Below are 12,272 nucleotides of genomic sequence, written 5' to 3' on the forward strand. Positions count from 1 at the left end.
TGCCATTGAAAACAAAAAGGCATTTCCTGTTACAATATTTTGTAATTTAAAGCCATAATTAACCGCTAAACCAAAAAGATCATGAGAAGAATTATACCATCTCTCATTGCTGCCTGCCTGACACTTTCCTCCATACAGATAAATGCCCAGCGCGACCGTTTTGCCTATGCCATTACCGACCTCACTAAAGAAGGTGCCGGCTGGAATGCCTTACGCAAACTGGATCTGCAAACAGGTGAATACAGCAATGTGATTTTAAATGGTACTGATAATCGTGTAAGCGTATATGATGCCATTACCCAGAAAGAATTAAAGCAGCAACCTGATGCCCGCTATGGCACTTTGCTGGAAACACCATTTGGTACAGGGGTAGCAGCTGCGGCATTCGACCGTAAGCACAACCGCCTGTATTTCACTCCTATGTTCGTCGACCAGCTACGGTATATTGATCTGAAGTCCATGAAGGTGTATTATGTTACCGGGCAGCCGTTCAGCAATAGCGGGGACATGCACAATGACCAGGCAAAGGTGATCACCCGTATGGTGATAGCACCTGACGGAAATGGCTATGCGATCAGTAATGATGGCAACACGTTTATCAGGTTTACTACCGGCAAAAAGCCATTTATTGAGCAGTTGGGTTCACTGGTTGATGACGCTTCTAATAATACTGTTTCCATTCACAATAGCTGCTCATCCTACGGTGGTGATATGATAGCAGATGACAATGGCAATTTGTACATTCTTTCGGCTCGCAACTCTGTCTTTAAAGTGAACACAGAAACCAAGGTGGCCACTTACATGGGAGGTATTAAAAACCTGCCACCTACATTCACAGTGAATGGAGCCGTAGTAGATCCTGATGGTTCACTATTGGTAAGCAGTGCTGTGGATGCCAGCGCTTATTATGTAGTAAATCCAAAGAACTGGACAGCCATGGCTTACCAGGGTACCAACAGTGTTTACAGGAGTTCAGACCTTGCCAATAGCAATTACCTGAGAAGCAATAAGCCTGTAAGACCTGAACTGGTAAATGTTCAACTGACAAGGTTTGCCCCAACAGACAAATTTGCCAAACTCATCGCAGTGTATCCTAATCCTGTGATCAATGATAATGTCACGGTTCAATTCAATAAGGTTCCCGATGGAGAATATACTATTGAATTAACGGATGTCCTGGGCCGCAGTGTCATTCAAAGAAAGGTTACAGTGAACCAGGAAGACCAGGTGGAATCCATGGGCATCAGCAGGAGCCATGCAAGAGGAACCTATCTTGTTAAAGTATTCGATAAACAGAAATTATCTGTGTTTACACAAAAAGTGCTGGTTCAGTAAACCCTGAACCCTCTGACGAAACGCTGGCCCGTAAGCCGGCGTTTTTTTATTGCTATCTATCATCCTTCCACACCAGTTTAACCAATTGTGCACTATCCTTGAAGTCCGGGCATTTCTGGTCACCCTTGCCGGTAAGTCCTCCACTCGGTGCACATATTTGATTGCATTGTTCATCTACCACAGTATTGTACTGATCGCAGCAATTACTGGAGAAGTAATAAACCTTCTTTCCCTTATAGTTGTATTCAAATACTTCGGCAGGCGGGTTCCACTTTTCCTGCTTTTTGATGGCTTCGATTCTCTGTTCGATGCAGGCAGGTAATGCGGTGGACGGGGACTTTTTACAATTCTTGCCGGCAGTGGCCAGCACAATCAGAGAAGTTAATAAAATCGATTTCATATGGCAATGATAGATGGACCGGTATCTTTGTAAAACAGCAAAAATAGATACCTCTTGGAGAAAAGCAATTTTGTAGACCAGATCAGGGTCTTTTGTAAAAGCGGACATGGTGGTGCGGGCATCAAACATTTCAGGCGCGATAAACTAACTGCCATGGGCGGCCCTGATGGTGGTGATGGCGGCCGTGGTGGCCATATCGTACTAAGAGGTAACAGCAACTTATGGACATTATTACACCTTCGTTATTACAAAAATGTTCTGGCAGAAGATGGCGAAAGAGGCAGTGACAACAACAGGACCGGCCGTAATGGCAAGGATATCATATTGGAAGTGCCCCTGGGTACCATTGCCCGCGATGAAGAAACAGGTGAAAAGGAAGTAGAGATACTGGCAGATGGTGAAGAGCAGGTATGGCTTCCGGGCGGTAAAGGAGGATTGGGTAATACCAATTTTAAAACCCCAACCAACCAGGCCCCCGAACATGCCCAGCCAGGATTACCCGGCCAGGAAGGATGGAAAGTGTTGGAACTGAAAGTCTTGGCCGATGTAGGCCTTGTAGGTTTTCCCAATGCCGGCAAGTCCACGCTATTATCCGTAATGACAGCCGCCAGACCTAAAATTGCAGATTACGCTTTTACCACGCTTACCCCACAATTGGGTATGGTGGAATACAGGGATGGCAAAAGTTTTTGCATCGCCGACCTTCCCGGTATCATTGAAGGAGCTGCTGAAGGAAAAGGCCTGGGTCATCGCTTCCTGCGCCATATTGAGCGCAATTCGGTGCTATTGTTCCTGATTCCTGCAGACAGCAAGAATCATAAAGAAGAATTTGATATACTTGTAAACGAACTGGAAGAATACAACCCTGAATTACTACATAAGCAATTCATTATCGCCATCAGCAAAAGCGATATGCTGGATGAAGAGTTGAAAAGAGATATCGAAAAAGAATTGCCTGAAGAAATACCCCATATTTTTATTTCTTCGGTTACCAACTATAATATCCAGGAAATGAAGGACCTGCTATGGAAGATACTCAACACCCCGGCCTCCTGATAAAAGTATGGTAGAATGATTAAGGCAGCATAGAAGATATGCTGCCTTTTTTTGTACATGGTCAGCGTGCTACATTACCTGAAGCAGGATGTATTATTAACATTAATAATAACAACCATGGTCCCATGCGCACTATCTATGTATAGAGATTGGGTATTCTCAGGCCAGGCTATTCCCTACCTTCTCCCTATCTACTCCCTATTTACGGTATAGATACTGCGTGATGATCACGCAGTATCTATACTCCAGGTAGGGCGTTGATAGGGAGTAACTATACCGGAGGCTCCCAGGAAATAAGCTTTAGACTAACAGTTGCGCAAAATCATAAATAGTTAAGTAGGCCAAACGGGGTGGCACATGGCATTTTTAAGTAGGTTTGCCATCCGCCAGCTTGCGGCGTTTCACAAAAAACAAACATGATGAAAAAATTTTTAATTGTCTTAACCCTTAGCATCTCCGTAGTTTTTAAAGCTGCGGCCGATGAGGGAATGTGGCTGCCCCTGTTATTGGGCCAGCAGGTGTATAATGACATGGTGAAAAAAGGATTGAAGCTCACCAAAGATCAATTGTATAACATCAACAAGGCTTCCCTGAAAGATGCCATCGTTATTTTTGGCGGCGGTTGTACTGGTGAACTGGTCAGCCCCCAGGGTTTGATCTTTACCAACCACCACTGTGGCTACAGTGTAATAGCTGGTGCAAGTACTATGGAACATAATTACCTCCGTGATGGGTTTTATGCCAAAAACAATGGCGAAGAGATCCCTGGTGGCAATTTGTCTGTTCAATTCCTGGTACGCATCAATGATGTGACCAAAGAAGTGGAAGATTCACTGAAAGGACTTACTGGTGCCGACAGGGCTGCCAGGCAGTCTTCCGTGCTGGCTTCCATCAACAAAAGGCTGTCTGATACAGCTAAGAACATCGAGACCAGGATCAGCCCCTTATTTAAAGGCAACCAGTTTTTGGCTTTTGTGTACCAGCGCTATACCGATGTTCGCCTGGTGGGTGCCCCGCCGGAGGCTGTAGGAAAGTTTGGTGGTGATACAGACAACTGGGAATGGCCCCGTCATACCGGAGACTATTCTATTTTCCGTGTGTATGGTACAAAAGATGGCCAGCCTGCACGTTTTAGTGCATCCAATGTGCCCCTGAAACCAAAATGGTACTTGCCTGTTTCAATGAAAGGTGTAAAAGAAGGTGACTTCACCATGATCTGGGGATATCCCGGTGGTACCAACCGCTACGAATCTTCACTGGGTGTGCAACTCTCCACTGATATCAATAACCCTACACTGGTAAAGCTGCGTGACATGCGCCTGAAATACATGTTTGAGCAGATGAAAACAGATCCTGCCATTAAACTGCAGTTGGCATCTGACTACGCCAGCATAGCCAACTACTGGAAGTTCTTTGATGGGGAGACCAAGCAGCTACTGAAATATGATGTGTATGGCCAAAAGAAAAAACAGGAACAGGAATTTTTAAAATGGGCAGCCAACAAGCCTGAGTACAAAAACATTTTTGCTGACCTGGAAACTGCCTATAATGCCTGGAGGCCTTATGCCGCTCACCGTATGTTTATCAACGAAGGTATTTTGGGATCACCATTATTAGCCTTTGCCGCCAGCCTGCAGCAGGTAGAAAATATTATGGTTAAACCAGGTGCTTCTTCTGAGGCTATTCGCAAAGCCATCGATGCTGCCAATAACTCCAGGAAAAATTTCCTGGCAAGTGAAAACAAGGCTTCTGATCAGAATATTATAGGAACAGTATTACAGATGTATTACAAGGAGGTTCCAAAAGACCAGCAGCCACAGGCCCTATTCCCTGCAATTAAAAATGAATACGGCTCACTGGATAATGCTTCTACCTACCAGAAATATGCAGAGTCCATCTTCAAGAATACCATGATCCTGGACGATAGCAAATGGAATGATTTTGTGAAAAACCCGGATGCCAATACCCTGCAACAGGATATGGCTTATAACCTGGTGAATACCATTTTGCGTAACTGGCAGGGGAAATACCTTCCGCTGTACCAGCAGTTTGTGACCAAAAACAATGAATGGGGTAGGTTATACCTGAAAGGTGTAAGGGAAATGAACCCTACCAAAGTAATGTATCCTGATGCCACTTTCACCATGAGGGTTTCTTATGGCAAGGTAGCTGCCTACAATCCAAGGGATGCCGTGCATTATGATTATGTGACCACTTCAAAAGGCATACTGGAGAAATATGTGCCGGGAGACTATGAGTTTGACCTGCCGGCCAAAGAGATCGAATTGCTGAAAGCAAAAGATTACGGACCGTATAAGGATGCCCGCACCAATAACCTGGTTGTTGGATTTATTACCACCAATGATATCACAGGCGGTAACTCAGGTTCTCCTGTTATCAATGGCAATGGTGAATTACTGGGACTTGCTTTTGACGGCAACTACGAAGCACTAAGTCACAAGATGGCATTTGATAAAGACCTGAACCGCACCATTTGTGTGGATATACGCTATGTATTATGGTGTATTGATAAACTGGGCGGAGCGCCACAGATCGTGAAAGAGCTGACATTAAGAAAATAAGTTACAAGAATCTATAAATAAAAAGGAGCAACCCATATGGATTGCTCCTTTTTATTTGTCAAACTTTTAATTATAAAAAAAGTCCCGCGGCTGCGGGACTTTTCCTTCAATAGCAAGCAACATTAGAAGCCCTGTTGCAGTGTGTCGCCTTCTTCATGGTGCATTTGCCTGCGTCCTTCGCTGGTTTTCTGTGAGTAGTAGTGAGCACTGTTGCCGTAACCGCTGCGGTTGTAAGCAATGCTACTCCTGCCACTAATAATTTCTTTTTCATCCGTAAACATTTAAGTGATTGTCCTGGCAGTGATGGCGGGATCTTCTTCTGACCATGGCCATCAGGAATTTGTCAACATAAGTTAGGACAATTTTTTAAAATTACCATCTGCCCAATACAGTAACACCACCTTTTACCTTCTGGTTGATCTTAACCTCAACCTTGGTATCAAGGGGCAATAAAAGATCTACCCTTGATCCGAATTTGATAAAGCCCATTTCAGCGCCCTGCTGCACTTTATCGCCTGCCTTTAAATAGTTGACGATCCTTTTGGCCAATGCGCCCGCAATTTGTTTTACCAGCATTTCCTTGCCGCCCTGCTTGTAAACCACGGAATGCCTTTCATTATCAGTTGATGACTTAGGATGCCATGCCACCAGGTATTTGCCGGGGTGGTATTGACTGTACAGCACCTCACCGCTTACGGGATTTCGGTTTACATGCACATTAAGAGGGCTCATGAAAATAGAAAGCTGCAAACGCTTATCCTTGAAATATTCGTCCGCCTGCACCTCTTCTATCACCACTACAGTCCCATCGCAGGGGGCTACAATAATATCCTCACCTTCGGTATGGGTCCTGTTGGGAATGCGGAAAAAGGACAGGATAAAGATCAACAGCCCTGTAATGCCCACTGCAATGATCCAACCCAGGATAGGGTAACGGGGCATCACCAGTAAAACGGTCAGCAAAACTACAACGGCCACTATCACGGTACTGATCACAATAGTTTGAAAACCTTCTTTGTGTATTTTCATTTATAAGATTGAAGGGGCAAAATTAGGAAGAAGGGCACAGAGAATTATCAAGTTTCCTGCAAGAGGGGCCCTGCTCTAAAATCTAACCGGATTTGATGCCCGATAGAGTACTTTTAAACTATGGTAGGCCAACCTTCAATCACCGCACAACCAGGGCAATTAGCTGCTTACTTTCAAACAGGTGTCACCAGGCCCTATGCTTTTCGGAAAGAACAATTGGTAAAGCTTAAAAAAGCCGTGTTGAAGTATGAGCAAGAATTTTATGAAGCCTTGTACACTGACCTGAAGAAAAGCCCCGAGGAAACCTGGGTTACAGAAATAGGCTTCCTGGTGGCCGAGATCAACCACACCTTGAAGCACCTGCACCAATGGATGCAAAGAGAAAAAGTTGCTACCAACCTGCTGAACCTTCCCAGCAGGAGCTATGTGTATAAAGAACCCCTGGGCACTGTTTTGATCATTGGACCCTGGAATTATCCCCTTCAATTATTGTTCACGCCTTTAACCGGTGCAATTGCGGCAGGGAACTGCGTAGTTTTAAAACCCAGTGAATTTGCGCCTGCCACTGCGGCCGTTATGCAAAAACTGGTAGGGGAAACTTTCCCTCCCAACTATATCATGTTTGCAGAAGGCGATGGAGCCATAGTGGTTCCTCAACTAATGGAGTCTTTCCGTTTTGACCATGTATTTTATACGGGCAGCACGCAGGTGGGTAAACTGGTGTACCAAATGGCAGCCAGCAAGCTGGTACCTGTTACGTTGGAACTGGGAGGCAAAAGTCCCTGCATTGTGGAGGCAGATGCCAACCTTAGGGTGGCGGCGCGGCGCATTGCTATGACCAAATTTTCCAACGCAGGACAGATGTGCGTAGCACCTGACTATGTGTTGGTACATGCATCTGTAAAAGACGCCTTGATCAAAGAACTCATTCATTGCCTCCGGCAATTCTTTTCCGACGATCCTTCTTCCAGTTATAATTACGGGAAGATCATCAACGAAAAACAATTTTACCGCTTGCAGCATTACCTTGAACAAGGCACCATCATTTATGGTGGCGCACATGATGCTGGTACGCTTTATATACAACCCACTTTGATAGAGGAGGTACCACTTAATACTTCAATGATGGGTGATGAGATCTTTGGCCCTGTACTCCCTATAATTCCTTTTAAAAACTTTGAAGAAGCGAGGGATATCGTAAACCTCAATCCGAACCCATTGGCCCTGTATGTATTTACCAGCAGTGAAGCCATGGAAAAGAAATGGACAGAGGAAGTTCCGTTTGGAGGAGGCTGTATCAATAATGCCAGCTGGCACCTTACTAATTTCAACCTTCCATTTGGAGGCAGGGGCAACAGTGGTATGGGCAAGTACCATGGCCGTTATTCATTTGATGTTTTCAGTCATAGCAAGGCTATTATGAAAACTCCCACCTGGTTTGATCCTGGGATCAAATACCCTCCATTCAAAGGCAAGCTAAACCTGTTCAAAAAGATCATTAGGTAATGCCTGGTTCATTTACCAGTGTTTCTCTTCGCTCTCCCACCTGTTGTCGCCACATAGCATAATACAAACCTTTTTGTAGTAGCAGCTCATCATGGTTGCCTGTTTCCACGATCTTTCCTTTTTCCAATACATAGATCACATCGGCATGCATGATAGTGGACAGGCGGTGTGCGATCAATATAGATATTTGCTCCTGGCTTTTGGAGACATCACGAATGGTATTGGTGATCTCTTCTTCTGTCAGTGAATCGAGTGCTGATGTGGCTTCATCAAAAATGAGTAATCGCGGGTGACGTAACAAGGCCCTGGCAATGGATATGCGCTGCTTCTCACCACCCGACAATTTCATGCCTCCTTCGCCCAACACAGTTTCTATTCCTTTCGATGACCGGTTTAACAGTTGTTCGCAGGAAGCTTTGTGTAGTGCTTCTTTGATATCCTCATCAGTAGCATCAGCTTTCACAAACAAAAGATTTTCCCTGATAGTACCGGCAAAGAGCTGTGTATCCTGTGTCACAAATCCTATCTGCCTGCGCAATTCATTATATCGTATTTGCTGGGCAGAGTGGTCATTGAAATAGATATCGCCTTGTACCGGCTTATATAATCCAACCAGCAGCTTTACCAGGGTTGATTTACCCGAGCCTGATGGTCCCACAAAAGCAATGGTCTCACCAGTTTTCACTGCAAAGGAAATTCCATCTACTGCATTGTGTCCAGCGGTTTTGTGCCGAAACACTACATCTTCAAAACGAATAGTCTCCAACTCCCCAATATTAACCGCATTTTCCGGCCGCAGTTCAATGGGCTTGTGCATCAGGTTGTCAAAGCTGTGAATGGATGCTTCGACTTCGCGATAACTTAAAATGATATTTCCGAGGTCCTGCAAGGGGCCGAAAATGGAAGTAGAGATGAATTGCATGGTAATGAGTTCACCCGTTGTCAATACTTTACGGAAGATCAACCAGAGAAGAATAAACAAAATGGATTGCTTCAGCAGGCTTAACGTGGTGCCCTGCATGAAGGTAAGTGTGCGTACCTTTTTCACCTTCACCATTTCCAGTTCAAAGATCTTCAGGGTTTGATCTTTAAGCCGCCGTATTTCGGGGAAGGTCAGTCCAAGGCTTTTTACCAATTCTATGTTGCGTAATGATTCAGTGATAACGCCAGACATTTTATTGGTCTCACGATTGATGGACCGTTGCGTGGTCTTGATCTTCTTGCTTAACAAACCTGTGAGTGAGCCCAGGACCAAAATGCCGATAACAAAAACAGGGATCAGCATCCAGTTTTTAGTGATGCTGTACCAGATGAGGAAACCAATACCTACAACCGAAGAAAACAAAATATTGATGAAGGCATTAATGAATTGCTGCGTATCCGTACGCACCTTTTGCAATACGGAGAGTGTTTCACCACTTCTTTGTTCTTCAAACTCCTGGAAGGACAATCGAAGCGTTTGTTTCAACCCGTCATTGAATATTTGCATACCAAACTTCTGCACGGCAAGGCGGGTAAAATAATCCTGGAATGATTTGGCGATCCTGGCCACCAGTGCCACTACGATGGCTATTCCCAGCCACCAAAGAATTCCATTTACCAGTTCATGCTCTGTACGATTACCAGGTTTGGAAGCATATTCGTCGATAATCTTACCAAAAATGACGGGATCTACAAGGCTGAGGAGCTGGCTAATACCTGCCAGCGCAAGAGACAATACGATAAGCCAGCGCTGGGGATGGAGATACTTCCATAAAATTGCCATTAGATAGTTAAAGCAAAAAACAGGCCTTTCAATTCCTTTGCAGCATCAAATGAATTTACGCATCAACCAATCCCTTTGCAGATCCCTGCCTAAAAGAAAATCTGTTTCATCAAATTTCTCAAAGCCCCATTTGGTATAAAAATCAATGGCACGCTGGTTCTTTTCCCATACGCCAAGCCACACGGCATCGGCTCCTATTTGCTTTGACCAGTCAAGGGATGCCTGCATCAATAGCTTACCCACTCCTTTACCAATTTTATCAACCTGGGAATAAAGCCTTGCGATCTCGATGGCATTTAAAGTTCCTAATGACTTAGGTGGTCTTGATTCGCGAAGCTTTACATAGCCTGCAACCTGATCGCCCTCTTGTGCCAACAAAAAAGTATTACCAAAAGAACCGACTTCCATAATAAGTTTTCCCCTTGTGAACTGGGTGGACAGGAACAGGTCCATGTTTTCTTTAGTATTATCAGCAGCAAAAGTGTCATAAAACGTTTGCCTGCTGATATCTGCTATCAGAACAGCATCTTCCCTGGTGGCCAAACGAATCGTAAGACTCATATTGCAATTTACTGGCAAAATATTTTGTTTAGTGATGAGTGACAGGTGTTTGGTTTAAAAGTACAGTCAAAGCTTCGGGAAAACCTTTTTGAAACATCGACAGGTGTCCTTCACCATTGCGGTAATGCATAATGGCGGATGGCAATTGTTTTTCTACAGTTTCCGCGTGAATAGCCGACACACTGCTGTCCAGGGTTCCCCACCAGTAATGGACTGTTTGCTGAATGTCTGAAATGGAAAACCCAAATTCCGTACAATACAAGCGGGCCTCGTGCACCGCCCCTTCGGCTCCATTTCGACAGGCTTCCTTAAAACTAAGGTCTGCAAGCGCATTCAGATATGTCACATCCCTGATCAGTTCATAATCAACATAGGCAAGACCTGTTAGCCTTTGCGGTATGGGAGACTTGAGTTTTTTATTACGTAATACATTCATAATATTTTTTAAGGCCCAGGGACTGTATTTGGCCATGCGGAAATACCACCGGTTGGCACCCATCTGCCGGAATACGGATGCATCAAAATGATGGCTGATGCCACATAGTATTCCAACATTCCTGATCAGTGCCGGGTATCGCCTTGCTATTGCCAGCGCATAGGGTCCGCCACCCGACCAGCATAATACGGGACAGGAGCTAATGAAAAGCTGGTGAGCCAGCAGAGCTACATCATCTGCAAAAGAAAGAAAAGTCCCACCTGGGTTAAATGTAGAAAGACCCATGCCCGGGCGGTCAACAGCTATCAACCTGGTATTGGTTTGGAGCAGTAATGCTTCCAGGTCAAGACCAAACTCATTTAGTAACAGCGGCTCCAGCCTTGAGCTGGGAGAACCATGAAAATACAGCAGGGGAAGTCCTGAAGGAGGGCCGTACAGGGCAAAGCCCAGCTTACGTTGATCAGGTAATGTAATAGCCTGGTGGTACATGCAAAAATGTAATAAAGATGTGCCAGCTCTGAAACAAAGTTGGTCATTGGTTTTGATAAAGGCATGCTTTATTTTTAGGAAAAAGAATCCATGTGTGCCTATCACAGAAAAAGCTGGGAAGAAAAACTGAATGTTGACCGCAGCCCCGAAATAGAAAAAGTGGAGAAAGACTTTGGTGGTGTGAAGGCCGGGCAAATGATGCTGATACCAACACCCAGGCTGGTAGATGCATATATCAGGCAGATTCCAAAAGGCAGGCAGGTTGATAGCCTCACGCTTCGCAAAGACCTTGCATCGGAATACCATGCGGAAATAACCTGCCCGCTGACAACAGGGATCTTCATACGTATAGCTGCAGAAGCGGCCTACGAGGCTTACCAGAAAGGAACTCCCCTGGAAAAGATCACTCCATTCTGGAGAGTGATCGATGAATCATCACCAACTGCAAAGAAACTGACCTTCGGCACGGCCTTACTAAAACAACAACGCAAAAAGGAAGGGCTGGAACCCATGCCTAAGTTACACGCCACCCATTAACCAGGTGTTGAAAGTTCAATTAAAAAAATTACGCTGCAACTCCTTTACAAATAAATAATTTCGAAGGGATGGATGATGAATATTACATGCGCCAGGCATTGGTACAGGCACAGCAGGCTTTTACCGAAGAAGAAGTGCCTGTAGGTGCCGTTATCGTGATCAATAATAAGATCATTGCAAGAGGTTACAACCAGGTGGAAAAATTAAATGATCCAACTGCACATGCAGAGATCATTGCCATGACTTCTGCCTTTAATTTTTTGGGGAGTAAATATTTACCTGAAGCAACGATTTATATTACAGTGGAACCCTGCCTGATGTGTGCAGGCGCCTTGTACTGGAGCAAGATCGGCAAGATTGTTTATGGTGCTTCCGATGAAAAAAATGGTTACCTGCATATTACCGGAAACACCTCTCCATTTCATCCAAAAACAGAACTGGTAAAAGGCGTATTGCAGAAAGAGTGTGCAACACTGATGAAATCATTTTTCAAAATGAGAAGATGAATGGAATCGGGAGATTGAACCACGGAGACCCTGGGACACAGAGAGGCACAGGGTAATATGTATATTGGCC

The 12,272-nt window shown here is 44.7% G+C and carries 12 protein-coding genes; 6 read left to right on the forward strand and 6 right to left on the reverse strand.

Annotated features, from left to right (window positions below):
* The first annotated feature begins 81 nt into the window (after positions 1-81).
* Positions 82-1,335, forward strand: a complete 1,254-nt coding sequence (locus tag BP74_RS12165; RefSeq protein ID WP_496374469.1) for a T9SS type A sorting domain-containing protein — start codon at positions 82-84, stop codon at positions 1,333-1,335.
* A 52-nt stretch (positions 1,336-1,387) separates the two neighbouring features.
* Here the strand turns inward: BP74_RS12165 and BP74_RS12170 are convergent, their stop codons facing one another.
* Positions 1,388-1,735: a DUF6970 domain-containing protein gene (locus BP74_RS12170; protein WP_496374471.1), complete on the reverse strand. Its 348-nt coding sequence runs from the start codon at positions 1,733-1,735 to the stop codon at positions 1,388-1,390.
* A 54-nt stretch (positions 1,736-1,789) separates the two neighbouring features.
* On the opposite strand from BP74_RS12170, the gene obgE reads away from it, so the two are divergent.
* Both obgE and BP74_RS12180 read left to right on the forward strand, forming a co-directional pair.
* Positions 1,790-2,791, forward strand: a complete 1,002-nt coding sequence (obgE, locus tag BP74_RS12175; protein ID WP_496374473.1) for a GTPase ObgE — start codon at positions 1,790-1,792, stop codon at positions 2,789-2,791.
* A 419-nt stretch (positions 2,792-3,210) separates the two neighbouring features.
* A complete protein-coding gene (locus BP74_RS12180) occupies positions 3,211-5,373 on the forward strand; it encodes a S46 family peptidase (RefSeq protein WP_496374475.1) in 2,163 nt (720 codons plus the stop codon).
* A 122-nt stretch (positions 5,374-5,495) separates the two neighbouring features.
* Here BP74_RS12180 and BP74_RS12185 read toward each other — a convergent pair whose 3' ends face one another.
* Together BP74_RS12185 and BP74_RS12190 are read right to left on the reverse strand one after the other, a co-directional pair.
* Positions 5,496-5,654 (reverse strand): hypothetical protein, encoded by a 159-nt coding sequence (locus BP74_RS12185; protein ID WP_496374477.1) that lies wholly within the window; start codon positions 5,652-5,654, stop codon positions 5,496-5,498.
* 91 nt (positions 5,655-5,745) lie between these two features.
* Positions 5,746-6,402 (reverse strand): phosphatidylserine decarboxylase family protein, encoded by a 657-nt coding sequence (locus BP74_RS12190; RefSeq protein ID WP_496374479.1) that lies wholly within the window; start codon positions 6,400-6,402, stop codon positions 5,746-5,748.
* A gap of 120 nt (positions 6,403-6,522) precedes the next feature.
* Between BP74_RS12190 and BP74_RS12195 the strand changes: the two genes are divergently transcribed.
* A complete protein-coding gene (locus BP74_RS12195) occupies positions 6,523-7,908 on the forward strand; it encodes an aldehyde dehydrogenase (RefSeq protein ID WP_496374481.1) in 1,386 nt (461 codons plus the stop codon).
* On the opposite strand, the gene BP74_RS12200 is transcribed toward BP74_RS12195, so the two are convergent.
* Genes BP74_RS12200 through BP74_RS12210 form a run of 3 tightly spaced genes read right to left on the reverse strand, consistent with a single transcriptional unit; the run spans position 7,901 to position 11,159 of the window.
* The gene (locus tag BP74_RS12200) at positions 7,901-9,673 is read right to left on the reverse strand and encodes an ABC transporter ATP-binding protein (protein WP_496374483.1); all 1,773 of its coding nucleotides are present in this window, start codon (positions 9,671-9,673) and stop codon (positions 7,901-7,903) included. The two genes, BP74_RS12195 and BP74_RS12200, sit on opposite strands and share 8 nt — an antisense overlap.
* Before the next feature lie 45 nt (positions 9,674-9,718).
* On the reverse strand, positions 9,719-10,234 hold the full coding sequence (locus BP74_RS12205) for a GNAT family N-acetyltransferase (RefSeq protein ID WP_496374485.1): 516 nt from the start codon (positions 10,232-10,234) through the stop codon (positions 9,719-9,721).
* A gap of 28 nt (positions 10,235-10,262) precedes the next feature.
* The gene (locus BP74_RS12210) at positions 10,263-11,159 is read right to left on the reverse strand and encodes an alpha/beta hydrolase (protein WP_496374487.1); all 897 of its coding nucleotides are present in this window, start codon (positions 11,157-11,159) and stop codon (positions 10,263-10,265) included.
* Between the two features lie 90 nt (positions 11,160-11,249).
* Between BP74_RS12210 and BP74_RS12215 the strand changes: the two genes are divergently transcribed.
* Positions 11,250-11,696: a hypothetical protein gene (locus BP74_RS12215; RefSeq protein ID WP_496374489.1), complete on the forward strand. Its 447-nt coding sequence runs from the start codon at positions 11,250-11,252 to the stop codon at positions 11,694-11,696.
* Positions 11,697-11,764: 68 nt separating this feature from the next.
* Entirely contained in the window at positions 11,765-12,202 is a 438-nt protein-coding gene (gene tadA, locus BP74_RS12220; RefSeq protein WP_496374491.1) for a tRNA adenosine(34) deaminase TadA, read from the forward strand.
* Positions 12,203-12,272: the final 70 nt, after the last annotated feature.

This window comes from Flavisolibacter ginsengiterrae DSM 18136, assembly GCF_059568575.1.